Annotated in this window: 18 protein-coding genes; 8 read left to right on the top strand and 10 right to left on the bottom strand. The window is 75.1% G+C overall.

Annotated features, from left to right (window positions below; all coding sequences use genetic code 11):
• Nucleotides 1-4: 4 nt before the first annotated feature.
• The 4 genes from HOP40_RS31325 to HOP40_RS31340 all read left to right on the top strand — a co-directional run bounded on the left by HOP40_RS31325 (nt 5) and on the right by HOP40_RS31340 (nt 5,764).
• Nucleotides 5-307 (top strand): EthD family reductase, encoded by a 303-nt coding sequence (locus HOP40_RS31325; protein ID WP_172166159.1) that lies wholly within the window; start codon nt 5-7, stop codon nt 305-307.
• Nucleotides 308-335: 28 nt separating this feature from the next.
• The gene (locus HOP40_RS31330) at nt 336-1,580 is read left to right on the top strand and encodes an LLM class flavin-dependent oxidoreductase (protein ID WP_172166161.1); all 1,245 of its coding nucleotides are present in this window, start codon (nt 336-338) and stop codon (nt 1,578-1,580) included.
• Between the two features lie 148 nt (nt 1,581-1,728).
• Nucleotides 1,729-3,681: a helix-turn-helix domain-containing protein gene (locus HOP40_RS31335; protein ID WP_172166163.1), complete on the top strand. Its 1,953-nt coding sequence runs from the start codon at nt 1,729-1,731 to the stop codon at nt 3,679-3,681.
• 115 nt (nt 3,682-3,796) lie between these two features.
• Nucleotides 3,797-5,764 (top strand): helix-turn-helix domain-containing protein, encoded by a 1,968-nt coding sequence (locus tag HOP40_RS31340; protein WP_172166165.1) that lies wholly within the window; start codon nt 3,797-3,799, stop codon nt 5,762-5,764.
• 27 nt (nt 5,765-5,791) lie between these two features.
• On the opposite strand, the gene HOP40_RS31345 is transcribed toward HOP40_RS31340, so the two are convergent.
• Entirely contained in the window at nt 5,792-6,712 is a 921-nt protein-coding gene (locus tag HOP40_RS31345) for a LysR family transcriptional regulator (RefSeq protein WP_172166167.1), read from the bottom strand.
• A gap of 74 nt (nt 6,713-6,786) precedes the next feature.
• Between HOP40_RS31345 and solA the strand changes: the two genes are divergently transcribed.
• From solA to HOP40_RS31360, 3 genes are all read left to right on the top strand, one after another.
• Complete coding sequence (gene solA / locus HOP40_RS31350) at nt 6,787-7,968, top strand: N-methyl-L-tryptophan oxidase (protein WP_172166170.1); 1,182 nt, start codon at nt 6,787-6,789, stop codon at nt 7,966-7,968.
• A gap of 19 nt (nt 7,969-7,987) precedes the next feature.
• Nucleotides 7,988-9,271, top strand: coding sequence for an aromatic ring-hydroxylating oxygenase subunit alpha (locus tag HOP40_RS31355; RefSeq protein WP_172166173.1), 1,284 nt, complete (start codon nt 7,988-7,990; stop codon nt 9,269-9,271).
• Nucleotides 9,272-9,674: 403 nt separating this feature from the next.
• The gene (locus HOP40_RS31360) at nt 9,675-11,726 is read left to right on the top strand and encodes a DEAD/DEAH box helicase (protein ID WP_205346984.1); all 2,052 of its coding nucleotides are present in this window, start codon (nt 9,675-9,677) and stop codon (nt 11,724-11,726) included.
• Nucleotides 11,727-11,731: 5 nt separating this feature from the next.
• Here the strand turns inward: HOP40_RS31360 and HOP40_RS31365 are convergent, their stop codons facing one another.
• The 3 genes from HOP40_RS31365 to HOP40_RS31375 form a co-directional block, all read right to left on the bottom strand.
• On the bottom strand, nt 11,732-13,378 hold the full coding sequence (locus HOP40_RS31365) for a long-chain-fatty-acid--CoA ligase (protein WP_240157378.1): 1,647 nt from the start codon (nt 13,376-13,378) through the stop codon (nt 11,732-11,734).
• Nucleotides 13,375-15,009, bottom strand: coding sequence for an AMP-binding protein (locus HOP40_RS31370; protein WP_172166179.1), 1,635 nt, complete (start codon nt 15,007-15,009; stop codon nt 13,375-13,377). The genes HOP40_RS31365 and HOP40_RS31370 overlap by 4 nt, the downstream gene beginning before the upstream one ends.
• Before the next feature lie 65 nt (nt 15,010-15,074).
• Complete coding sequence (locus HOP40_RS31375) at nt 15,075-16,286, bottom strand: acyl-CoA dehydrogenase family protein (RefSeq protein ID WP_172166182.1); 1,212 nt, start codon at nt 16,284-16,286, stop codon at nt 15,075-15,077.
• A gap of 103 nt (nt 16,287-16,389) precedes the next feature.
• Between HOP40_RS31375 and HOP40_RS31380 the strand changes: the two genes are divergently transcribed.
• Nucleotides 16,390-17,523 carry an acyl-CoA dehydrogenase family protein gene (locus HOP40_RS31380; RefSeq protein ID WP_172166185.1) on the top strand — a complete coding sequence of 378 codons (1,134 nt, stop codon included), beginning with the start codon at nt 16,390-16,392 and terminating at the stop codon, nt 17,521-17,523.
• Between the two features lie 15 nt (nt 17,524-17,538).
• Here HOP40_RS31380 and HOP40_RS31385 read toward each other — a convergent pair whose 3' ends face one another.
• The 6 genes from HOP40_RS31385 to HOP40_RS31410 all read right to left on the bottom strand — a co-directional run bounded on the left by HOP40_RS31385 (nt 17,539) and on the right by HOP40_RS31410 (nt 25,444).
• A complete protein-coding gene (locus tag HOP40_RS31385; protein WP_172166188.1) occupies nt 17,539-19,866 on the bottom strand; it encodes a molybdopterin-dependent oxidoreductase in 2,328 nt (775 codons plus the stop codon).
• 3 nt (nt 19,867-19,869) lie between these two features.
• Nucleotides 19,870-20,916, bottom strand: a complete 1,047-nt coding sequence (locus HOP40_RS31390) for an LLM class flavin-dependent oxidoreductase (RefSeq protein WP_172166191.1) — start codon at nt 20,914-20,916, stop codon at nt 19,870-19,872.
• A 1-nt stretch (nt 20,917) separates the two neighbouring features.
• Nucleotides 20,918-21,448: an SRPBCC family protein gene (locus HOP40_RS31395; RefSeq protein ID WP_172166194.1), complete on the bottom strand. Its 531-nt coding sequence runs from the start codon at nt 21,446-21,448 to the stop codon at nt 20,918-20,920.
• Nucleotides 21,449-21,570: 122 nt separating this feature from the next.
• A complete protein-coding gene (locus HOP40_RS31400) occupies nt 21,571-22,068 on the bottom strand; it encodes a winged helix-turn-helix transcriptional regulator (RefSeq protein WP_172166197.1) in 498 nt (165 codons plus the stop codon).
• 62 nt (nt 22,069-22,130) lie between these two features.
• Entirely contained in the window at nt 22,131-24,161 is a 2,031-nt protein-coding gene (locus HOP40_RS31405) for an NADPH-dependent 2,4-dienoyl-CoA reductase (RefSeq protein ID WP_172166200.1), read from the bottom strand.
• Nucleotides 24,158-25,444, bottom strand: coding sequence for an MFS transporter (locus HOP40_RS31410; protein WP_240157379.1), 1,287 nt, complete (start codon nt 25,442-25,444; stop codon nt 24,158-24,160). Before HOP40_RS31410 ends, HOP40_RS31405 begins: the two co-directional genes overlap by 4 nt.
• Nucleotides 25,445-25,595: the final 151 nt, after the last annotated feature.

Below are 25,595 nucleotides of genomic sequence, written 5' to 3' on the forward strand. Positions count from 1 at the left end.
CCCGATGATCAAGCTCACCGTCCTCTACGACACCCCCGCCGACGTCGAGGCCTTCGACGCCCACTACCTCGGCACCCACGTCCCGCTCGCGAACGCGGTGCCCGGCATCGAGGAGGTCGAGGTCACCCGCTTCCTGCCCGGGCCGGACGGCTCCGCGCCCCGCTTCCACATCATGGCCGAGCTGTACTTCGCCGACGCCGACGCGATGGCGGCCGCGCTGGCCACGCCCGAGGGCAAGGAGCTCGGTGCTGACGTGGCGAACCTCGGCGGCACGCCCGCCACCCACCTCGTCGGCACCGTCGCCTGACCGGCCCCGCAGCAACGGAAGGACTCCCGTGAAGTTCCACTGGTTCGCCCAGCAGTACTACACCAAGCTCCCGGCCGACTACGGCGACACCGTGCACAGCTCCTGGGTCACGCCGCCCGCCTCGGTCGCGGACCCCACGCAGGTCGGCGAGGACTACCACACCTACATCCGCCTGATGCAGCAGGCGGACGGGCTCGGCTGGGACTCGCTGCTGCTCAACGAGCACCACCAGACCTCGCTCGCGATGACGCCCTCGCCCAACCTCATCGCCTCGGTCCTGGCCGCCACCACGGAGAACGCCGCGATCGCGCTGTGCGGCAACTCCCTGGCGCTCTACAACCCGCCGGTGCGGGTGGCCGAGGAGATCGCGATGCTCGACTGCCTGTCGGGCGGCCGGATCATCGCGGGCATCGTGTTCGGCACGCCGATGGACACCGCGTTCGCCTACGGGGTGCCGCCGATCGAGCTGCGCGACCGCTTCCACGAGGCCCGCGACCTCATCACCCGGGCGTGGAAGGCCGAGGAGCCGTTCCCGTTCAACGGGCAGTACACGAAGCTGCGCTACGTCAACACCTGGCCGCGCCCGGTGCAGGACGAGATCCCGGTGTGGATCCCCGGCAGCGGCAGCCCCGAGACGTGGGACGTCGTCAACGCGCTGGACTACTGCTACGGCTACCTGTCGTTCTCGGGCAAGCAGAGCGCGGCGCCCATCGTCAACGGGTTCTGGGAGTACACCGCGGGCCAGGGCGCGAACATGAACCCCAACCGGATGGCGTTCACGCAGATCATCTGCACGGCCGACTCCGACGCCGAGGCCGAGCGGCTCTACGGCGACGCGGTGAAGTACTTCTACCGGCAGAACCCGACGGGCATCGAGTTCGCGACGCCGCCGGGCTACAACACCCCGGCCTCGGTGCGGGCGAACCTGACGCGGGCGAAGACGCAGTCGGCCGAGGAGCGGCTCAAGGCCACGCGCGGCGAGCTGTCGTTCTGGGAGTACGACGAGCTGGGCTACATCATCGCCGGCACCCCGGAGCGGGTGGAGCAGCGCGTCCGGGAGCTCGCCACCGACCTGCGGATCGGCCAGCTCATCACGTGCATGCACGTGGGCGACCTGCCCGAGGAGGTGGCCGCGCAGAACAACAAGCTCTTCGGCACCCAGGTGATCCCGAAGCTGCGCGACGTCTGGGGCGAGGAGGAGGACCGCTGGACGCCGAAGGTCAGCCAGGAGCGGGTGGCGGCGAAGTTCGGCAACGGCGCCCTGACCGGGTGAGCGGGCCGGCGCCCGCGGCGGGACCGGTGCACCGGTCCCCCGTCGCGGGGTCGCCGGACCGTGTCGGGAACGGGTATCCGTGATCTACCGTGACGGGCGGGCACGGCGCGGACGGACGGGCGGGGCGGACGGGGGCGGGACCGGGGCCATGGCGGAGCGCGACGGGAGCCACGGGTCGGCTGGGGAGGTCATCGCCCGGCTGCTGCACCTGCTCGCGACGGAGGCGCCCGGCGAGGCGTTCGACCGGTTGGCCGAGGCGGTCGAGAGCGGGCCGCCCACGGCCGAGCGCGACGAGCTGCTCGTCGCCGTGGGCCGGGCGGGCCGGGTGCGCGAGCTGCTCGACCACCGCAAGCGGCGCGAGAAGGAGACCCACGCGCTGTTCGAGACCGCGCGCGACCTGGCGTCGCTGCGCGACGTCGACGAGGTGCTCGAGGCGATCGTCCGCCGGGCCCGCCAGCTCCTGGGCACCGACGCCACGTACCTGGCGCTGCGCGATCCCGGTGCGGGCGAGGTGTACATGCGCACCACGCTCGGCACGGTGACCCGCGCGATCGAGTCGGTGCGCCAGCCGCTGGGCAGCGGGGTCGGCGGGCGGATCATCGCGACGGGCGAGCCGTTCGCGACGGCGGACTACGTCAACGACCCCCGGCTGCAGCGCGACCGGGCCGTCACCGACGCGGTCGTCGAGGACGGCATCGTGAGCATGGTCGGCGTCCCGCTGCGGATCGGCGACCAGGTGGTGGGGGCGCTGTTCGTCGCCAACCGGTACGAGCGGGCGTTCGACCGGTCGGAGGTGGCGCTGCTGTCCTCGCTGGCCGACCACGCGTCGGTCGTGATCGAGAACTCCCGGCTGTTCGAGCACGCCGAGGCCACGGCGCGGCGGCTGCGCGGGGCGAACGAGGTGCTCGCCCACCAGGGGCGCGCGCTGGAGCGCGCCGGGGCGGCGCACGAGCAGCTGATGCCGCTGGCCCTGCGGCGCGCCGACGTCGGCGAGCTGGTCGAGGCCGTCGCCGGGATGCTCGGGGCCGTGGTCGCGGCCGTGGGGGTCGACGGGAGGGTGCTCGCCTCCTCGGGCGAGGGTCCGCTGCCCGACGACCTGCCCGCGCCCGAGCCCGGGGCGGTCGGCGCGCACGAGGCCCGGCCCGGCACGTGGACGGTCCCCGTGCGGGCCGGCGCCGAGTCGTTCGGGCACCTCGTGCTGGTCACCGGGGAGCCCCCCGAGGCGCGGCTGGCCGGTCCCGACGTCCGCACCCTGGAGCGCGCGGCCCAGACCGCCGCGCTGCTGCTGCTCATGGACCGCCAGGTGTCGATGGCGGAGCAGCAGGTGCGCGGCGAGCTGGTCGACGACCTGCTGGCCGACCGCGAGCCCGACTGGCGCGCGTTCGAGCGGCGCGTCCGGCGCTCGGGGGGCATCGACCTGCGCGCGCCGCACACCGTGGCCGTGGTGTCGGCCGACGGCGTCGGCCGGCGCGCGCTGCTGCACGCGGCGGCCGAGCTCGCCGCCCGGCACGGCGGCCTCGCCACGGAGCACGCGGCCCGCGTCGTGCTGCTGCTGCCCGACACCGACCCGGCCGCCGCCGCGAGGCAGCTCCCCGCCGAGCTCGGCCGGGCCGTCGGCGTCCCGGTGACCGCGGGGGTGGCCGGGGTGGCGAGGTCCGCGCGCGAGGTCCGTGACCGCCACCGCGAGGCCCACCGCTGCCTGCGGCTGCTGCTCGCGCTGGGCCGCGTCGGGGAGGGGGCCGGCACCGAGGACCTGGGTGTGCTCGGACTCGTGCTCGACGGCACCTCGCCCAAGCAGCTGCGGACGCTGCTCGCCGAGTCCGTGGCGCCGCTGGAGCGCTACGACGAGGAGCACCACACGCTGCTGCTGCCCACGCTCGAGGGGTGGTTTGCCACCGGCCAGAACCCACGGGCGGCCGCGCGCCTCCTGCAGGTGCACCCGAACACCGTCTACCAGCGGCTGGACCGCATCGACAGCGTGCTGGGCCACCGGCGCTGGCGGGAGCCCGACGGCGCGCTGACGATGCACGTGGCGCTGCAGCTGCGCAGGGTGCTCGACCACGTGCCGGTCGAGGAGCTGCTGCCGACCACCAGCGGCTAGCGACCGCTCGCCGGGGACCTCCAGCGTCTTGACCCCTTCTCGGACACGTCCTTACAGTCGGCTAACGACCGTTCGCCACCAGGCGGCGGCCGGGCGCGCACAGGAGGGGGCACCGGTGTCGCTGTCCACCGACGCACCGGGACGGCTCGACGGGGCCGGCGGTGAGCTGTCGCGCATCCTGCACCTGCTCGCCGACGACGTGCCCGAGAGCACGCTCGCCGAAGCGGTGCGGGACGCCGCCTCCAGGGACGGGGCCACCGGGGACGGGGCCACCGGGGACGGGGCCACCGGGGACGGGGCCACCGGGGACGGGGCCTCCGGGGACGGGGCCTCGGCACTGCGGCGCGCCGCGCTGCGGGACGCGCAGCGGGTGCGGGCGCTGCTGGACCGGCGCGCCCGGCGCGAGCAGGAGATGCAGGTGCTCTACGAGACCGCGCGCGACCTCACGTCGCTGCGCGGCACGGACGACGTCCTCAGCGCGATCGTCGACCGCGTCCGGCGGCTGCTGGGCTGCGCCTGCAGCTACCTCGCACTGGTCGAGCCCACCAGCGGCGACGCCCTCATGCGGGTCACCGCCGGCACCCGGACGGCGGCGATCAGGTCGATCCGCCAGCGGCCCGGGTCGGGCGTCGGCGGCTACGTGATCGAGACCGGCCAGCCGATCGCCACCTCCAACTACTGCGCGGACCCCCGGCTGCGGCGGGAGCGGCCCGTCGCCTCCGCCGTGGCGCTGGAGGGCCTCGTCGCCATCGCCGGCGTCCCGATCAAGCTCGGTCCCCGGGTGTTCGGGGCCCTGTTCGCCGCCGAGCGGCACGAGCGCGCCTTCGGGCAGAGCGAGATCGCGCTGCTGTCCTCGCTGGCCGCCCACGCGTCCGTCGTGATCGAGAACGCGCGGCTCTACGAGCGCGCGCAGGAGGCGTCGGCCGAGCTGCGCGAGGCGAACGCCCGGCTGCACGCCCAGCGCGAGGTCCTGGAGCGGGCGGCGCGGGTCCACGAGCAGCTGATGCCCATGGCGCTGACACGCGTCGACCTGCCGCACCTGGTCGACACGCTGGCGGAGCTGCTCGACGGCACCGTCGTCCTGCTCGACCCCGCGGGCGGTGTGCTCGCCCACGGCGCGACGCCCGGAGCGCCGCGGTTCCCCGGCCCCGTCGGGGGCGCGCGGCCGGCCGGGGCGCAGGTCCGCGTGGTCCCGGTGCGCGCGGGCAAGGACGCGTTCGGCCGGCTGCTGCTCGCCCGCAGCACCCCGATCACCGACGCCGACGTGCGCGCCCTGGAGCGCTCGGCCCAGACCGCGGCGCTGCTGCTGCTCATGGAGCGCCAGAGCTCGATCGTCGCGCAGGAGCTGCACGCCGAGCTGGTCGAGGACCTCCTCGCGGGCCGCGCCGCCGATCCCGCCGCGTTCCGGCGCCGGGCGCGGCGCCTGGGCGTGCTGGACCTGGACCACCCGCACTCGGTCGTCGTCCTCACCGCGGCGGCGCTCCCCCGCCGCCGCCTGCTCGCGGCCGCCGTCGAGTTCGCGACGGCCCGGGGCGGCGTGGTCGGGGAGCACGCCGGGCAGGTGGTGGCGCTGGTGCCCGACCCGGACGCCGGTGCGCTCGCCCGCGCCGCGGTCGACCACGTGCGCGGCGCCACCGGCAGCCCGGTCACGGCGGGTGCCGCGGGCTCCGCCTCCACCGTCGACGGGGTGCGCGCCCTGCACCGCGGCGCCGCCCGCTGCCACCGCCTGCTCCTCGCGCTCGGCCGCGAGGGCGAGGGCTCCGACATCGCCGAGCTGGGGGTGGTCGGGAGGGTGCTGGAGGACACCACGCCCGCGCAGGTGCAGCGCCTGCTCGACCGCACCCTCGGCCCGCTGCTGGCCTACGACGACCGCCACGGCACCGCGCTGGTCCCCACGCTCGACCGCTACTTCGCCGCCGGCCAGAGCCCGCCGGACACCGCCCGCGAGCTCGGCGTCCACATCAACACCGTCTACCAGCGCCTCGACCGGATCGACCAGGTGCTCGGCGGGCGCAGCTGGCGCGAGCCCCGCGGCGCGCTGGAGATGCAGATGGTGCTGCAGTTCCACCGGCTGCGCCGCTGACGCCCGGCTCCACCGGCACGGACGGCGTCAGACCGTCCCCAACCGCGGCGCCAGCGCGTCGGCCACGCTCCGCAGCGCCTCCAGCCCGGCGCCCAGCACCGGCTGGTCCTGCGCCCCCGCGCGCACCGCCGCGACGGCCCGGCGCACCGGTGGGGCCGCGATCCGCAGGCGGCGGGTGTCGTGGCGGGCGGGGAGGTCGGCCAGGCGGGGCACCAGCGCGACGCCGAAGCCGTGCGCGACCAGGGCGGCGCCGGTGTCCCACTCGTCGGCGTGGTGGGCGACGTCGGGGGCGAAGCCCGCGCCGGAGCAGGCCAGCGTCACGAGCTGGTGGTACGCCGTGCCGGGGCTGCCGCAGATCCAGGGGTCGGCGGCGAGGTCGGCCAGCGCCACGTCGGTGCGGCCGACGAGCGGGTGGTCCGGCCCGACGAGCACGTCGAGCGGCTCGTCGTAGAGGACGCGCTGGTCGACCGCGGGATCGGTGACGGGAGGGATGGCCGCCGTCGCGACGACCACGACGATGTCGGTGTCGCCCGCGGCGAGCAGGTCGAACGCGCGGGCGGGCTCGGCCTCGCGCAGGTGCAGCCGCAGGGTGGGGTGCGAGCGGCGGAGCAGGGCGAGGGTCGGGGGCACGACCGCGGCGGCCGCGGTGGAGAAGGCGCAGAACCGCAGCGTCCCGGTGACGCCCCCCGGCCGGTGCGCGCCCAGCTCGGCGCGGGCCCGCTCCCACTGCGCCGTCAGGACCTCCCCGTGCGCCAGGACGATCCGGGCGGCCGGGGTCAGCCGGACGCGGCGCCCGTCGGGTTCGAGCAGCACGACCCCGAGCTCCCGCGCGAGCTGCTGCACCTGGTGCGACGCCGCGGACGGCGTCATCCGGCAGACCTGCGCCGCCGCGGTGACCGTCCCGTGGCGCGCGATCGCCTGCAGCACCCGGAGGCGTCGGTCGATCATCCGAGGAACGTACACGGTTCCGGCCTGGATCCTTCGATGGACGCGGACCGTCGCGGCTGCCGACACTGGCGCCCATGACCTACCGCACCGTCGTCGTCGGCCTCGGCGGCCTGGGGTCGGCGGCGCTGCACCGGCTCGCCACCGAACAGGGGTCCGGCGTCCTGGGCATCGAGCAGTTCGAGCTCGGCCACCACCGCGGCGCCTCCCAGGACCACTCGCGGATCATCCGGCTCGCCCAGCACCAGGAGCAGTACGCGGCGCTGGCCGCGCCGGCCTACGCGGCGTGGGCGGAGGTCGAGGAGGAGTCCGGCCAGCGGCTGCTGACCCGCACCGGCGGGCTGGTCGTCGAGGACCGGGCGGCCCGGCGCGGCACCGCGACCGGCACCCGCAACATCGAGGGCTACACCGCGCTGTTCGACCGCTTCGGCGTCGGCTACGAGCTCCTGGACGCCGACGAGCTCGTCGCCCGCTGGCCCCAGTTCCGCGTCGACGGCGGCGAGCAGGCCCTCTACCAGCAGGACTCCGGCATCGTCGACGCCGCGCGCGCCAACGCCGTGCACGTCGCGCTGGCCCGCGCGCACGGCGCGGAGGTCCGCACGCACACGCCGGTGCGCGAGGTCCGGCCCGACGGCGACGGCGTCGCGGTCGTCACCGACGGGGAGGTGCTGCGCGCCGACCGGGTCGTCGTCACCGCCGACGCCTGGACCAACCAGGTCCTCGCCGCGACCGGCGTCCGGTTGCCGCTGACCGTGCTGCGCGAGCAGGTCACCTACTACGCGACACCGCACCTCGCGGAGTTCTCGCCGTCGCGGTTCCCGGTGTTCATGTGGCACGGCCGCCACAACTTCTACGGCTTCCCCGTCTACGGCGAGGTCGCCACGAAGCTCGGGCAGCACATGGGCGGCGACGAGACCACCGCCGACGACCGCTCCTTCGATCCCGACCCCGTCCGCCGCGCCCGATACGACGAGTTCCTCGCCCGCCACGTCCCGCGCTTCCGCGGCCCCGAGCTGTACTCGAGGACCTGCCTCTACACGGTGCCCCCGGACCAGGACTTCGTGCTCGACACCCTGCCCGGGGCCCCGCAGGTCGTGGTCGCGATCGGGGCCGGGCACGCGTTCAAGTTCGCCGCGCTGATCGGGCGGCTGCTCACCGACCTGGCGTCGGACCGCACGCCGGACCTGCCGATCGGGGCGTTCGCGGTCGACCGCCCGGCGCTGACCGACCCGGCGTTCCCGCGCAGCTTCCACACCTGATCCCCGGAGGACCGACCCGATGACCGCCTACGACGACCTCCCCGCCCGCCCGGTCCCCGCGGCGCTGTTCACCGAGGAGTCCACCTACCGCCACACCCGGCTGCCGGTGGACCGGGCCTCGACGCTGCTCCCGGACGCGTACACCTCACCGGAGTTCTTCGCCCTCGAGCGGGAGCGGGTGTTCGCCGCCGGGTGGGTGCCGGTCGGGATCGCCGCCGACGTCGACCGGCCGGGGGCGTGCGTCGTCGTCGACGTGGCGGGCCGCTCGGTGATCGTGACGCGCGACCGCAGCGGCGGGCTGCGCGCGTTCCACAACGTCTGCCGCCACCGCGCCGCCCGCCTGCTCGACGCGGACGCCCGCGAGCTCGGCAGGCGCGGGCGCATCCGCTGCCCGTACCACAGCTGGACCTACGACTCCGACGGCTCGTGCCTGGGCACGCCGCTGTTCGAGGACTCCGGCGTGCCCGACGGGCAGCAGCCGGTCTTCGACACCTCCGGCGCGACCGCGTTCGACCGCGCCGACCACGGCCTGCTCCCCGTCGCCGTCGACACCTGGGGGTTCCTGCTGTTCGTGCACCTGGGCGGGGACCCCGCGCCGCTGGCCGAGCACCTGGGCGACCTGCCGCAGCGCTTCGCCGACCACGGCCTGCACCGGTGGACCCCGCAGCGCCGCCGCACCTACGACGTGGCCGCCAACCACAAGCTGATCGCCGAGAACTTCATGGAGTACTACCACCTGCCCTGGGTGCACCCGGAGCTGAGCAGGGTGTCGAAGTTCTCCGACCACTACCGCTGGCAGGGGCCCGGCATGTACACGGGGATGTGCACGACGCCGGTGTCGCGCTCCGAGGACGGCGGCTGGGACGGCCTCGCCGCGCTCGACACCCTCGGCCCCGACGACGCCGCCAGCGGCCGCTTCGTCTGGCTGTTCCCCAGCTGCGCGCTGGTGGTGCTGCCCAACCACGCGTTCGTGCTGCTCAACCGCCCGGTCGCGGCGGACCGCACGGTGGAGACCGCGGTCCTGCTCACCCACCCCGCGGCGCTGGAGTCCCCCGGCGCCCAGCAGGACCTCGACCGGCTCGCGGAGTTCTGGGACCTGGTGAACCGGCAGGACCTGGAGGTCGTCGAGCGCGTCCAGGAGGGCATCGCGAACCCCGCCTACCGCGGCGGCCGCATGTGCTACCGCTTCGAGGAGCCGCTGCACCGCTTCCAGAACATGGTCGTCGACCGGATGGTGGGCGTCGACCGGGTGCCCGGCGGGGACGCGGAGACCACCACGCGGATGTTCCCCGACCCGGTCTGAGTGCCGTCCGTCACGGGCGCGGCGCGGCGGGGGGCCGCACCGGGCCCGTGGCCGGGTAGGATGGCGACGAGATCGCCCCCGTGGGGCCCTGTTTCGTCCGGCACGGCCGGCCCACCCCGGTGGGTGTCGCGGCCGGTGGCCCGCCCCTCCTCTCCACCCAGGCGGCGCCGGGCCTGCGCGGCGGTGGTCTCCGACGATCCGTGGCCGGGTCCCGTCGCGCAGGAGCCGATCCGGCTCCTCCGGCGGCACTCCCCGCGGCGGCACTGCGCGCGGTGGGACCCGGACGGGCCCCGCCGGCACCGAGGAGGACGAGTTCGTGGCTCGACGAGGCCAGCCCCGGAACGGGGCTCGCCGCAGCGCCCCGCGCGACCGACGACGGCCCCGCGACGGCGGCGACGACGTCATGTCGGCACTCGCGCGCGCCGTGCGCGAGATCGAGGCCGCGCTGCGCGGGGGCCGCACGACGTCCGCGACGCGCACCAAGTTCCAGGCGGTCGCGCTGCTGCTGCGCGACGAGCGCACCCGCGTGCAGTCCGACGGCGCCGGCACCGCCGCGCAGCGCGCCGAGCAGCTCAAGCGCCTCGACGCGATCGCGACGAGCCTCGCGATGGCCGCGGTCCGCGACCCGGGGCTGCTGGCCCTGCTCGCCGAGGACGCCGTCGTCTCCGACGAGGCCCGCTCGCTGCGGCGCGACGTCCTGCGGACCGCGGGCATCGAGCCGGCCTTCGAGACCGGCACCGCCGAGGCCCCGCCCGTGGAGGAGGCCCCGGCCGCCCCCGCCAAGCCGCGGGTGGTGCCGCAGTCGGTCGTCTCGCGCCAGCTGGCCAACCCCTTCCTCGCGCCCGACTTCGCCGCCGCCCGGCCCAGCGCCCCCCGCGCGACGCCGCTGGCCGGCTGGGAGCTGCTCGGCCCGCTGCTGCGGTCCTTCGAGCGCGCCGCGCCCTCGGCGTCCACGTCCATGACGCTGCCCGAGCCGTCGCGCCGCACGATCCCGGGCGGGCGCGAGCTCATGCCCCACCAGGCGCGGCTGGTCTCCGCGGCCGCCCAGGGGCACCGCACCTTCCTGCTCGCCGACGAGCCCGGGCTGGGCAAGACGGCCCAGGCGCTGCTCGCCGCCGAGGCCGCGAACGCCTACCCGCTGCTCGTCGTCGTGCCCAACGTCGTCAAGACCAACTGGGTGCGCGAGGCCGGGCTGTGGACGCCGCACCGCCGGGCCACCGCGATCCACGGCAACGGCGACGCCGTCGACGGCTTCGCCGACATCGTCGTCGTCAACTACGAGGTGCTCGACCGCCACGTCGGCTGGCTCGGCGACTTCGGCTTCCGCGGGATGGTCGTCGACGAGGCGCACTTCATCAAGAACAAGACCTCGCAGCGGTCGAGGCACGTCCTGGAGCTGTCGGACCGCATCCGGTCGTTCACCGCGCGCCCGCTGCTGATGGCGCTCACCGGCACCCCGCTGATCAACGACATCGAGGACTTCCTCGCCATCTGGCAGTTCCTCGGCTGGATCGACGCCACCACGCCGCGCGCCGAGCTGATGGACTCCCTCGCCGCCACCGGCCTCAACCCCGCCGACCCGGGCTTCTACACCGCGGCCCGCACGTCCGTGGTCGACCTCGGCATCGTCCGGCGCCGCAAGGTCGACGTGGCCGCCGACATCCCGGCGCGCCGCGTCGCCGACCTCCCCGTCGAGCTGGACGGCGCCGCCGGCCGCTCGATCCGGGCGGCCGAGCGCGACCTCGCCCGCCGCATGGTGGCCCGCTACTCCGACGCCATCGCCAACCGGCGCTCCGGCCCCGTGGTCGAGGGCATCGACCACGAGCTCGTGCGCCGCGTGGCCCGGTGGGAGCAGAAGGACGCCGCCGAGGCGGGGTCGGGCGACAACGTGTTCGGCATGATGCGCCGGATCGGCCAGGCCAAGGCCGGGCTCGCCGCCGACTACGCCGCGCAGCTCGCGCACAGCGCGGGCAAGGTCGTCTTCTTCGCCAAGCACGTCGACGTCATGGACGCCGCCGAGGAGCTGTTCGCCGAGCGCGGCATCCGGTACTCCTCGATCCGCGGCGACCAGACGCCGACGGTGCGCCAGCGCAACATCGACGCGTTCGTCGAGGACCCGGGCGTCGCCGTCGCGGTCTGCTCCCTCACCGCGGCCGGCGTCGGGATCAACCTGCAGGTGGCGTCGAACATCGTCCTCGCGGAGCTGTCCTGGACCGCCGCCGAGCAGACCCAGGCCATCGACCGCAGCCACCGGATCGGCCAGGCCGAGCCGGTCACCGCGTGGCGGATCATCGCCGCGCAGACGATCGACGCCCGCATCGCCGAGCTGATCGACAGCAAGGCCGGGCTCGCGGCCCAGGCCCTCGACGGTTCCGAGGAGGAGGTCGGCTCGTCGACCGACGTGCAGCACGCCGCGCTGGTCGCGCTGCTGACCGACGCCCTGACCGCCGCGTAGGGCGGTCAGGCGCCGCTCAGGTCCACCACCTCGAGCGCGCCGCCGTCGGCGTGGCGGCGGCGCAGCGTCCGCTTGTCGAGCTTGCCCACGCTGGTGCGGGGCAGCTCGGTGACGAACGCCCAGCGCTCGGGCACCCACCAGCGGGGCACCCGCTCGAACAGGAAGTCGCGCAGGGCGGCCGCGTCGGCCCCGGTCCGGGTGACGACGACGGCGAGCGGGCGCTCGTCCCAGCGCGGGTCCGGCACGCCGATCACCGCCGCCTCGACGACGTCGGGGTGGGCCACCAGCAGGTCCTCCAGCGCGGCCGAGGCGATCCACTCCCCGCCCGACTTGATGACGTCCTTGGCCCGGTCGGTGATCTTGAAGAAGCCGGTGCGGTTGATGACGCCGACGTCGCCGGTGCGCAGCCAGCCGTCCGGGGAGAACCGCTGGTCGGCGTCCTCCCCCTGCAGTCCGAGGTAGGAGCCGGTGACCCACGGGCCGCGGACCTCCAGCTCCCCGACGGCCACGCCGTCGCGCGCCACGACCTCGCCCTCGGGCGACACCGCCCGCATCTCCACGCCGGGCAGCAGCCGGCCCGACCAGTGGCGCCACGGCGTCGAGGGGTCGTCGAGCTCGGCCCCGGGCGCCCGCGCGACGCCGCCCCACGGGCTCGTCTCGGTCATCCCCCAGCCCTGCACCAGCTCCACGCCGAACTCCGTGGCGTACCGCTCGATGAGCGCGGGCGGCACCGAGGACCCGGCCGACACGACCAGGCGCAGCGACGCGAGGTCGACGCCGGGCTCGCGCGCGAGCTGCGACCAGATCAGCGGCACCCCGACCGCGACGGTCGGCCGGGTCGCGGCCACCGCGGCGGCCAGGGCGGGCGGGCTCACCGTGCGCCCGGGCAGGACGAGCCCGGCGCCGGTGAGCGCGGCGGCGTGCGGCAGGCCCCAGCCGTTGACGTGGAACATCGGCGTGACCTGCAGGACCAGGTCGCGGTCCGACAGCGCCATCGCGGGCCCGCCGCTGATCGTCAGCGCGTTGAGCCAGATCGAGCGGTGGCTGTAGACCACGCCCTTGGGCAGGCCCGTCGTGCCGGTCGTGTAGCTGATCCCGGCCGGCGCCCGCTCGCCGAGCTCGGGCCAGTCGACCTCCGTCCCGGGCGGTGCGAGCAGCTCCTCGTAGGACAGCTCCCCCGGCTCGACCGCCTCGCCGACCACCACGACCGTGCGCAGGAGGGGCATCCGCGGCAGCAGCGGGCGGACCCGCTCCAGGAGGTCGGGATCGGCGATCAGCACCGTGTCGGCGGCGTCGTTGACGACGAACACCAGCTGGTCGTCGGACAGCCGCGCGTTCACCAGGTGCAGCGCCGCGCCCATCGCCGGCACCGCGAAGAAGACCTCGAGGTGGGTGCGGTGGTTCCAGCACAGGCTCGCGACGCGGTCGCCCGGCGCGACGCCGGTGGCGGCGAGGCCCGCGGCGAGCCGGGTGGCCCGCTCCACCGTCGCCCCGAGCGTCGACCGGTCGACGACGACGCCGTCGCGGCAGGTCAGCACCGGCGCGTCGGGGTGCACGTCGCGCGCGTGCCGCAGCATCGCCGACACCGTGAGCGGGAAGTCCTGCATGGTGCTCAGCAGGCGGGTGCCCGCCGGGCCGGCCGCGGCCGTCATGCCGGCGCCACCGCGGCGGCGCGCTCCCGGTCGCGCTCCCGCTCCCGGTCGCGCAGCGCCTTGCGCAGGATCTTCCCCGACGGCGACTTGGGGATCGCGTCGAGGAACTCCACCCGCCGCACCTTCTTGTAGGGCGCGACCCGCTGCGCGACCAGCGCCATCACCTCGTCGGCGCCGAGGTCGCCGTGGCCGTCCCGGCGCACGACGAACGCCTTGGGCACCTCGTCGCCCAGGCCGTCGACGACACCGATCACGGCGGCGTCGGCCACGGCGTCGATCCCGAGCAGCACGGCCTCCAGCTCCGCCGGCGCGATCTGGTAGCCCTTGTACTTGATCAGCTCCTTGAGCCGGTCGACGACGTGGAACACGTCGCCGCGCAGCTCGACGAGGTCGCCGGTGTGCAGGAACCCGTCCTCGTCGACGGCCGCGGCCGTGGCGCCCGGGTTGTTGAGGTAGCCCCGCATGATGTTCGGGCCGCGGCACCACAGCTCCCCGCGCTCCCCCGGGGCGACGTCCTCGCCGGTGCCCGGGTCGACGACGCGCGCCTCCACACCGGCCATGAGCACCCCGATCGAGCCCACGTCGACGTCGGGGCGGTCCTGCGGGATGCCGTGCGTGCAGGGGCTGGACTCGGTGAGCCCGTAGCCCTGCAGCATCGCGGCGTCCAGCCGCGCGGCGACGGCCCGGCCGAGGTCGGCGTCCAGCGGCGCCGCCGCGGAGCAGATGATCGCGACGCTGCGGAGGTCGTGCTCGTCGACCAGCGGGCTCTTCGCCAGCGCGACGGCGATCGGCGGGGCGATGTAGAGGTGGTCGATGCGGTGGCGCTCGATCGCCGACAGGAACCCGGCGAGCTCGAAGCGCCCCATCGTGACGACCCGGGCGCGCAGCCACAGGCCGGAGTTCATGATCCCGGTCATCGCGTAGATGTGCGACAGCGGCAGCACGGCCAGCAGCGCCGAGTCCGGCCCGACGCGGCCCAGCGGGCGCATCTGGAACAGGTTCGCCACCACGTTGCGGTGGGTGAGCATGACGCCCTTGGGCAGGCCGGTCGTGCCCGACGAGTAGGGCAGCACGGCCAGGTCGCCGGGCCCGGTGCCGGGGTCGGGCGCGGGGGCCGTCGTGGCCGTCAGCTCGTCGAGGGCGACCTCGGGGAGCGGGCCGGTGGACCCGTCCGTACCGGTGGAGCCCTCTGCGCGGCCCAGCACGACCAGGAACCGCACCCCGGACGCGGCGGCGGCCTCCCGCGCGCACGGCAGGCCCTGCTCGGAGGTGACGAGCACCGTCGCGGCGGAGTCGCGCAGCTGGTGGGCGAGCTCGCGGGCGGTGTACATCGCGTTGGCGGGCGAGACCACCCCGCCCGCGGCCAGCACGCCGTAGAACGCCACCGGGTACTCCGGGCTGTTCGGCGCGTAGAGGCCGACGACGTCGCCGGGGCCCACGCCGCGCTCGGCCAGCCCGGCGGCGACCCGCCCGATGACCGCCACCAGCTCCCCGTAGGTGTAGCCGCGGCCGGTCGCGGCGTCGAGGACCGCGGGCCGGTCGGCGTCGGCGGGGTCGAGGTCGCCGAACAGGAACTCGGTCAGCGACACGTCGGGGACGACGGGGTCGGGGTAGGCACTGCGCACGATCATCGGTGCTCCTGTCCGGGTGGACGGCGGTCGGGGTGGACGGGGTCGGTGCTCCGGCGCACGGGTGGTCAGCGCCGTGCCGGGCGCGGTTCCTTGGGCAGGCCGAGCAGCATCTCGCCGACGATCCCGCGCTGGACCTGCGACGATCCGGCGTAGATCGTGCCCGCGCGGGCGTTGAGCCAGACGCTCGTCCAGGACGCGCTGGAGTTCGGCGCGCCGGGGTCGTCGGTGTGGAACCAGTTCGGCGAGGGCCGACCCGACGGGACGAGGGCGTCGAGCCCGAGCACGTCGACCGCGAGCTCGGTGACGACCCGGTGGTACTCGCTCCACAGCAGCTTGAACGCCGCCGCGTCCGGCCCCGGCTCCTGCCCGGCGACGAGGCGGGCCGCGGTGCGCAGCCCGTGGCAGCGCAGCTGCTCGACCTGCACGTGGCAGCGGGCCAGCCGCAGGCGCACGTCCGGGTCGGCGCCCAGGCCGCGCTCGCGAACCAGCTCGACGAGGCGGCGCAGCTCGTTGCGGAAGCGGATCGGGGCGTGCAGGGCGGTCTCACCGCGCTCGAACCCGAGCAGCGTCATCGCGACCGTCCAGCCCTGGTTGAGCTCGCCGACCACCAGGTCGGCCCCGGTCGTCGCGCCGTCGAAGAAGACCTCGTTGAAGTCGCTGTCGCCGGTGATGTTGCGGATCGGGCGGACCTCGACGCCGGGCTGGTCCAGCGGGACCAGCAGCATGCTGATCCCCCGGTGCGCCGGGGCGGCGGGGTCGGTGCGGGCGAGGACGAACATCCAGTTGGCCCGGTGCGCGCCCGACGACCACAGCTTCTGCCCGTGCAGCACCCACCGGTCGCCCTCGCGCACCGCGCGCAGGGCGAGGGCGGCGAGGTCGGAGCCGGCGCCGGGCTCGGAGAAGCCCTGGGCGAAGACGTACTCGCCGGAGACGATCCGGGGCAGGAACCGCTCGAGCAGTGCGGGCGGCGACCAGCGCAGCATCGTGTTGCCCAGCATGCTGATCCCGAAGGCGTCGTTGTCCGAGCCGAACGGGACCCCGGCCCCGGTGAGCTCCTCGACGAGCACCACCAGCTCGGCCGGGCCGAGCCCGGCGCCGCCGTAGCGCTGCGGCCACGCGGGCGCCACCCAGCCGCGGCGGGCGAGCTCCTTGCGGGCCCGGTCGCGGAACTCCGCGTGCGCCGCGCCGTCGAGCTCGCCGATCCCGCGCCACCCCGCGGGGACGAGCTCGGCGACGAACGCCCGGACCTCGTCGCGGAAGTCCCGTCGTTCCGTCACCGCTGCCTCCGACGCTGGTTGACTGCCTGGAGCACTAGAGTTGCGTATTCGGACTCAATGGTCAATGCTCCATCGCGACGTCGGACACACGCCGGGAGCGCCCGTGACGCAGGACCTCGCACCACACGACCACCCGCCCTACGGGACGCCCACCGAGGAGCAGGCCGCGCTGGCCGACGCCGTCCGGCGGGCCTTCGCCGACGCGACCGCGCGCCGCCCGGTGCCGCCGCGCCACGACGCGCTGCCCGTCGCGCTCGACGCCGACCTGTGGGCCGCGCTCGCCGGGATGGACCTGCTCGGACTCGGCGTGCCCGAGGCCTCCGGCGGGTCCGGCGGCGGGGTGCAGGACCTGTGCGTGCTGCTGGAGGAGGCCGGCGCCGCGGTGGCCGCGGTCCCCGCGCTGGGCACGGCCGTCGTCACCTCGGTGCTGGCCCACGCACCCGACGCGCGCGGCGTGCTGGACGCCGTGGTCGCCGGGACGCTCGTGGTCACCCCGGCCTGGGAGACGTTCCCCGCCGCGGTCGTGCCGCAGGCCCGGGCCGGTGCGCTGGCGCTCGCCGACGGCACCGTGCGGGGTCAGCTCGCCGCCGTGCCGTTCGGGGCCGACGGCGACCTGGCCCTGGCCTGCGCCAGCCGCGACGGCGCGCCGGTCGCGGTGCTGCTCGACCTGCGCGCCGACGGCGTCACCCGCACGGCGGTCCCGGCCCTGGACCTCGGGGAGCCGGTGGCGGCGGTGCGGGTGGACGGGGTCGCGCCGGAGCTCGTGCTGGACGACGGGGGCCTGGACGCCGGGCTGCCCGTCGCCCGCCTGCTCGTCCTCGCCGCCGCCGAGCTCGTGGGTACGGCGCGCCGCGCGCTCGACGACGCCGTCGCCCACGCGCAGGTGCGCACCCAGTTCGGACGGCCGATCGGGTCGTTCCAGGCCCTCAAGCACCTGCTGGCCGACCGGTTCGTCGACCTCGACGCGGCGCGCCTGCTCGTCCGCGACGCAGCGCTGCTGCTCGACCTCGGCAGGTCCGACCGGAGTGCCGACGCCGCCGCCCGCACCGCGCTCGTGGCCGCGATGGAGAGCGCCCACGCCGCGGCCCGCGACGGCCTGCAGGTGCACGGCGGCATCGGCTTCACCTGGGAGCAGACCTCGCACGTGCTGGTGCGCCGGGCCCGGGCGCGGCGGACGGTGTTCGGTCCGCCGGCCCGGGTGCTCGACGCCCTGGCCGGGCACGTGCTCGCTCCCTGAGGAGCGGGCGCCGCGTCAGGCCCCCGCCGCCACCGCCTCCCGGACGCGCGCCCGGGCGCTCTCCGCCGCGGCGCACTCGTCCGCGGTGGCCGGCTCCAGGCGCACCTTGACGTCCTTGTGGTGCGGGGTGCCGGCGATCGGGTCGCGGTCGGCCGCGATCGTGATCAAGTTGATCCGCGGCCCGTCGACGACCCGGCCCCCGTGCCCGTCCGGGTAGGACATGCCGTAGCCGTGCGGCAGCGACACCTGCATCGGGCGCATCCGCTCGTCGGGCTCGGCCCGCACGACGATCCGGCCGGCCGCCGTCACGACGGCCACCCAGTCCCCCGCGGCGGCGCCGACGGCGGCGAGGTCCTCCTCGCGCACGCGCAGCGCGCCGTCCGGGTCGCTGCGCCGCCAGGCGGGCGCCCGCAGGATCTGGTTGGCGTTGTGCGTCCGGCGCTGCCCGTTGACCAGGGAGAACGGGTACTCGGGGTCGGGCGCGTCGGCCGCGGGGTCGAGCCGCCCGAGCCAGTCCAGCAGCTCGGGGAGGTCGAGCCGGACGCGCTCGCGCCGCACCAGCTCCCACACCTCGTCCCACTCGTGCGCGGAGAAGACGGTGCCGCTGGGGTCGGTCAGGATGCGGCGGAAGAGCTCCTCGCCGAGCGCGGGCCCGTCGAGGTCGACGTCCAGGCCGCGGCGGACCGCCCGCGGCATGGTCCTCGCCGCCCGGTGGCTCGCCGCCCACAGCGGGGCCATCGCGGCGGCGCCGTCGGGCAGGGTCGCGCCGAGGGTGCGGTAGAGCAGCACCGGCGCGATCTCGGACAGGCCCGGGTGGGTGGCCATCACCGCGCCGGCCGCGGCGAGCAGCCGCCCGCGGTCGGTGCGCGCGACCTCCGTCAGCTCGGCGAGCACCTCCGGCCCGGGCAGCACCCCCAGCTCCTCGAACAGCCGCGCGTAGATCTCGGCCTCGACGAGCGTGCCGGGCAGCGGGTCGAGCAGCGGGCGGCGGACGTGGAAGACGTTGTGCGGCCACTCGAACGTGAAGAGCGTGAACTCCCACTTCTCGTGCTGCGCCGCGGCCGGCAGGACGTAGTCGGCCTGCGCGGCCGACTCGGTGAACGCCACGTCGACCACCACCGACAGCTCGGCCGCCCGCAGCGCCTCCTCCACCTCCGCGGAGTTTCCGTAGGTGTTGGCCGGGTTGGCCGACTCGACCCACACGACCCGCGCGCGGTGCGGGTGCTCGCTCAGCACCTCCTCGGCCAGCGTGCTGGCCGGCAGCAGCCCGCCGATGTAGCGGTAGCCGGTGACCTCCGACCGGCGCCCGCCGGTGCTGTTGCCCCACAGCGGCGCGAGCCAGGTGTGCAGGTTGTTGGTGCCCCGGCGGCCGAAGTTGCCGGTGAGCAGGAACAGCAGCTTCTCCAGGTAGCTGTTCAGCGTCGAGTTGCGGCCCTGCTGGACGCCCAGCTCGACCCGCACGGTCATCGCGCGGGCGGCCAGGACCATGTCGACGGCCCGCTCGACGTCGGCGCGCCCGAGCCCGGTGTGCGCCACGAACGCGTCGACGGGCACGCGTGCGAACACCGCGGCGACCTCGGCGAAGCCGTCGGTGCGCTCGGCGAGGAACGCGTCGTCCTGCCCGTCGCGCTCCAGGATCATCGCGATCATCGCCGCGAGCAGGTAGGCGTCGGTGCCGGGGCGCACCGGCAGGTGCAGGTCGGCGGCGTCGGCGGTCTCGGTGCGCCGCGGGTCGATCACGATCATGCGGCGGTCGGGGTCGTTGCGCAGCGTGTTGAGCACGGTGCGGGCGTTGGGGAACCCGTGCGCCATCCACGGGTTGCAGCCGATGACCAGCAGCAGGTCGCAGTCCTCGACGCCCTCGGCGGTGTGGCAGCTCTCCGAGCCGAACATCTCGCCGTTGACGTGGAAGTCGCCGGTCTTCTCCTGCGACAGCGCGTTGAACACGCGGTCCGAGCGCATCCACCTCATCAGCGCCGAGCCGTAGGCCCCGCCGGAGTGGTTGCCCTGCCCGCCGCCGCCGACGTAGGCGAACGAGCCGGGACGGCCCGCGGCCGCGTCGGCGTCACGCACCGCCGTGAGCCGCTCCGCGATCTCCGACAGCGCGGTGGGCCAGTCGACGCGCTCGTAGGTGCCGTCGGGACCGCGGCGCAGCGGGGAGTCGAGCCGGTCGCCGTGGTTCCCCAGCCAGGTCAGCCGCTGCGCCTTCTGGCACAGGTAGCCGCGCGAGCGCGGGTGCGCCTTGTCGCCCCGGACCCGCGTGATCGCGCGCCCGTCGAGCTGCACCTCCAGCCCGCAGTTCACGTAGCAGAGGCTGCACGCCGTCGTGTGCCACTCGCCCATGGCTCAGCCCACCTCCCGGACCAGGTCCAGGGCCCGGCCGAGCGTGGTCAGGCGCTCGTCGAGGGTCTCCCCCGCCGGGTAGAGCCGGACGACGTCGACGCCCGCGTCGCGCCAGACGCCCAGCCGGGTGCGGACCATGTCCTCGGTGCCGATCAGCGTGGTGCCCAGCACCATCTCGTCGGTGACGAGCCCGGCGGCGCCGTCGCGGTCGCCGCCCTGCCAGCGCTCCCGCACGGCCGCGGCGACGTCGGCCCAGCCCTGGCGGCTGTAGGCGTCGTTGTAGTAGTTCGTGGTGGCCGAGCCCATGCCCCCGAGGCTGAAGGCGAGCTCCTTCTTGCGCGTGGCCACCATCGCGCGCAGCGCGTCCTCGTCGGCGGCGAACGCGACCTCCGCGCCCTGGCAGACGTCGAGGTCCTTGCGCGTGCGCCCGGCCTTCGCGAGCCCGGCGTCGAGGTGGGTGAAGTAGGCGGCGGAGCCCTCGGGGACGAAGCTCGTGCCGAGCCAGCCGTCGGCCAGCTCCCCGGTGAGCTCCAGCATCTTCGGCGACATCGTGGCCAGGAAGATCGGGAGGTCGGGCTGCGGGGCGCTCGACAGCCGCATCGGCCGGCCCTCGCCGTCGGGCAGGGGGACCGCCATCGTCCGCCCGGAGAAGCTGACCTTCTCCCCGCGCAGGGCCTGCCGGACGATCTCGATCGTCTCGCGCGTGCGCGTCATCGGCCGGGCGAACGGCACGCCGTGCAGGCCCTCGATGACCTGCGGGCCCGACGGGCCCAGCCCCAGCAGGAAGCGGCCGTCGGACATCTCGTTGAGCGTGGCCGCGGCCTGGGCGACGGCGACCGCGGTGCGGACGCCGACCTGCATGATCCCCGAGCCCAGCAGCATGCTCTGCGTGCGGCCGGCGAGGAAGCCCAGCGTCGACGGGGCGTCGGAGCCCCAGGCCTCGGCGACCCAGCAGATGTCGAGACCGAGCTTCTCGGCCTCGACGACGAAGTCGAGCGTCTCCTGCCAGGTCGCCCGCCCGGACGCCTCGACGGTGGTCGCGGTGCGCACCTCAGGCTCCGGTCGCGGGAGTGGAAGCGGCCTCGACGCGGGCCTTGATGCCGGCGAGCGAGGTGGCCATGTTCTTCTCGAACTCGCGCATCCGCACGAAGACGATCTTCTGCTCCTTGTCGGGCATCTCGTCGATGGCGAGGCTCAGGCCCGAGCGGCCCGGCCCCATCTGCATCCACTGCCGCAGGCGCGTGCCCTCCCCCTCGGGCTCGAGGGTGTAGCGCCACACCGCGGTCGGGTGCTCGACGTCCTCGACCGCCCAGGCGAACACCTTCGGCTCGGCGCACTCGACGATCTCCGAGACCGTCGACCACTCGCCGAGCGCGGGGTGCTTGCTGGAGCCGCGGAACTTCGCGCCGACCGCGGGGCGGGCGTGCCCGTCGAGCCACTCGACGGACTGCAGCTCCTCGCTCATCGACGGCATCAGGGTCGGGTCCGCGACGGTCGCCCACACCACCTCGGGGGCCGCGGCGACCCACGTGTCCACCTCGACCGTGGGGATGTCCGCGTAGGTCGCACCGGTCCACTCCATGACGTCGCCTCCTGTGTTCGCCTGCCTGCTCGCCGATAGAGTTGCTCATTTGAACTGACCTGTCAACGCAGAGGACCGGCCGGACGGGGAGGATCCCCCGCCCGGCCGGTGCCGCTGCCGCCTCAGAGGCCGAAGCGCTGCTTGACGTCCTCGCGGTGCGTGAGCCGCTCGGGGTAGCCCGGCCCGATGTGCAGCGTGGTGTCGCCCGACGTCATCGGCTCGTGGCAGCTGCTGCAGACCACCTCGGCGACGGCGTCGTGGCCGCAGCGCTCGTGGCGCAGGAGGATCGGCGGACCCGCCTCCTCCGACAGCCACTCGTCGCCCCACTTCTGCAGCGCCATCAGCACGGGGAAGAACTCCCGGCCCTTGCGGGTGAGCACGTAGTCGTAGCGCACCGGGTCGGCCTGGTAGGCCCGCTTCTCCATCAGTCCCTCGGCGACCAGCGTCTTGAGCCGGTCGGCGAGGGTGTTGCGCGCGATGTTCAGACCCTTGTGGAAGTCGTCGAACCGCTGGATGCCGTAGAACGCCTCGCGCAGGACCAGCGGGGTCCACCAGTCCCCCAGCAGGTCCATCGCGCGGGCGATGGAGCAGGGCCAGTTCGCGAAGGATGTTCGCCTCATGGCGCGATGATAGCGGGTAGAGATCCGAGACTGAGCAGCTCAGCCCGGTCCACGGTCGCAGGTCACAGCGCAGCCGCGACGCGCGTGCCCTGGTCGATGGCCCGTTTCGCGTCGAGCTCGGCGGCCACGTCGGCCCCGCCGATGACGTGCACCGAGGCCCCGGCGTCCCGCAGCGCGTCGAGCAGGTCGCGCACGGGCTCCTGCCCCGCGCACACCACGACCGTGTCGACGGCCAGCACCCGCGCGCCCGGCCCGTCGTCGCCGTCGACGGTCAGGTGCAGACCGGCGTCGTCGATCCGGACGTAGCCGACCCCGGCGATCTGCTCGACGCCCTTGGCCGCGAGCGCGGCCCGGTGCACCCACCCGGTGGTCAGCCCGAGCCGGGACCCGATCCGCCCGGGCGTGCGCTGCAGCAGGTAGACCTGCCGCGGCGAGCTTTCCGGCTCCGGCGCCACGAGCGCCCCCGCGGCCAGGTCCGGCTGCGTGACGCCCCACTCGCGGCGCCAGGCCGCGAGGTCGGTCGTCGGCGAGGTCGTGTGGGTGAGGAACTCGCTGACGTCGACGCCGATCCCGCCTGCGCCGATCACCGCGACCCGCTCCCCCACCGGCGCGCCCAGCACCGCCTCGGCGTAGCTGACGACCATGGGGTGGTCGATGCCCGGGATGTCGGGCATCCGCGGCTCCACCCCCGTCGCGAGCACGACCTCGTCGAAGCCGCCGTCGAGGATGCGCCGCGCCGTGACCCGCTCGCCCAGGTGCACGGTGACGCCGGTGAGCTCCAGGCGGCGGGCGTAGTAGCGGATCGTCTCGGCGAACTCCTCCTTGCCCGGGATGCGCCGCGCGATGGCGAACTGGCCGCCGATGTCGTCGTTCGCCTCGAACAGCTCGACCGCGTGCCCGCGCTCGGCCGCCGTGACCGCCGCGGCGAGCCCCGCCGGGCCCGCCCCCACCACGGCGACGCGGCGCCGCGCCGGCGCCGGGCCCAGGACGAGCTCGGTCTCGCGCCCGGCCCGCGGGTTGACCAGGCAGCTCATCGGGCGCCCGGAGAAGACGTGGTCCAGGCAGGCCTGGTTGCACCCGATGCAGGTGTTGATCTCGTCGGCCCGGTCGGCGGCGGCCTTGCTGATCCACTCCGGGTCGGCGAGGAACGGCCGCGCCATCGACACCATGTCGGCGTCGCCGCGGGCCAGCACCTCCTCCGCCACCTCCGGCATGTTGATCCGGTTCGACGTGATCACCGGGATGCCGACGGCCGGGCGCAGCATCGCCGTGACCGACGTGAACGCCGCGCGCGGCACCGAGGTCGCGATCGTGGGGACGCGCGCCTCGTGCCACCCGATCCCGGTGTTGATGAGGTCGGCGCCCGCCGCCTCGACCTCCTTGCCGAGCGCGACGACCTCCTCCCAGCTCTGGCCGCCCTCCACCAGGTCGGCCATGGAGAGGCGGTAGACGATGAGGAAGTCCTCGCCCACGGCGGCGCGGGAGGCCTCCACCACCTCGACGGCGAAGCGGCGCCGGTTCTCCGGCGTGCCGCCCCACTCGTCCTCGCGGTGGTTGGTGCGCGGGGCGAGGAAGGTGTTGATGAGGTAGCCCTCGGACCCCATGATCTCGATGCCGTCGTAGCCGCCCGCGCGGGCCAGCGCCGCGCAGCGCCCGTAGCTGTCGACCAGCTCCCGGATCTCGTGCTCCTCCAGCGGCCGGGGCACGTACGTGTTGATCGGCGCGCGGATCGCCGAGGGCGCCACCAGGCCGGGCTGCTTGGAGTAGCGCCCCGCGTGCAGCACCTGCAGCGCGATCCGGCCGCCCGCCTCGTGCACCGCGTCGGTGACGATCCGGTGGGCCGGCAGCTGCGACGGGTCGTCGAGGAGCGAGCCGCCCTCGTCGAGCACGCCGTTCGCGTGCGGCGCGTAGCCGCCGGTGACCATCAGGGCGACGCCGGCCCGGGCGCGCTCGGCGAAGTAGGCGGCCAGCCGCGGCGCGTCCGCGGGGTCGTCCTCCAGGCCGGTGTGCATCGAGCCCATGACGATCCGGTTGGGCAGCGTGAACGGACCGAGCTCGAGCGGGGTGAACAGGTGCGGGTAGCGCTCGCTCACGTGGCCACCGCCGGGACCGCGCCGGGCGCCGCCGTCGTCCCCTCCTCGTCGGGCGCGCCGAGCAGGCGCAGCGACACCAGCGTGATCACGCCCATGACCGTCACGTAGACCACGACCGACAGCAGCGAGCCCGTCGACGCGAGCAGCGAGGTCATGATGAGCGGGGCGAACCCGCCGCCGACCACGTTGGACAGCTGGTAGCCCAGTGACGCCCCGCTGTAGCGCAGGTGCACCGGGAACGACTCGCTGAACAGGGCCGCCGTCGGGCCGTACATGATGCCGCCGATCCCCATGGCGACCACGACGCCCGTGCCGACCAGCAGGGGGTCGCCGCTGGCGACGAGCGCGGCGAACGGCAGCAGCCACAGCAGCGTGAGGACGACGCCGGTGCCGAACACGCGGCGCCGGCCGTACCGGTCGCTCCACGACGACGCCGGGAAGACCAGCGCGGCCATGGCCGCCGCCCCGATGATGATGATGACCAGCATGGTCTCGCGCGGGATGCCGAGGGTGCCGGTGGCGTAGGCCAGGGTGCCGGTGGTGAAGACGTAGAAGGAGCCGCCGACCACGAGGAACACGCCGATGGTGACGAGGATGCGCCCGGGGTGCTTGCGGATGACCTCGACGACGGGAGAGCGGGGCACCGAGGTCGTCCGGTTCGCGATGTCGCGGAACGCCGGGGTCTCGTGCAGCCGCAGCTGCATGGCCAGCGCGACGAGCACGAGCAGGCCGCCGATGACGAACGGGATGCGCCAGCCGTAGGCCAGGAACGCCGGCCCGCCGACCAGGTTGACCACGACGAGGAACGTGGCGCTGGACAGGCCGAGCCCGACCGGCAGGCCGACCTGGGCCCAGGCGCCGTAGGCCCCGCGCTTGCCCGGCGGCGCGTACTCGGTGGCGAGCAGGACCGCCCCGCCCCACTGCCCGCCCAGTGCCAGGCCCTGCAGCACGCGCAGCAGCGTGAGCAGGACCGGCGCGGCGAGGCCGAGGGTGGCGAAGCCGGGCAGCACGGCGATGAGCAGCGTCGCGACCGCCATCAGCAGCAGCGCGACGACCAGCGCGGGCTTGCGTCCCCGGCGGTCGCCGAAGTGCCCGAACAGCGCCCCGCCCAGCGGCCGGACGATGAAGCCGACCGCGACCGTCGCGAACGAGGAGAGGGTGGCGGCCAGCGGGCTGAAGTCCGCGGAGAAGAAGACCGCGGGGAACACGATCGCCGCGGCGGTCGTGTAGAGGAAGAAGTCGTACCACTCGGTCGACTGCGCCATCAGGGTCGTGAAGCGCACCCGCCTGAGCTCGGCGCTCGACGGGCTCGCAGCGGCTCCCGCCGCTGGTGCTGACGATCCGGACATGGGACCTCCCGGTGGACGTGCGCGGCCCCGGACGGGGCGCGCGGATGGGGTTCTCGACGCCGCGTCCGGACTCGGTCAGCGGCTG

The organism is Pseudonocardia broussonetiae (assembly GCF_013155125.1).
Lineage (GTDB): Bacteria > Actinomycetota > Actinomycetes > Mycobacteriales > Pseudonocardiaceae > Pseudonocardia > Pseudonocardia broussonetiae.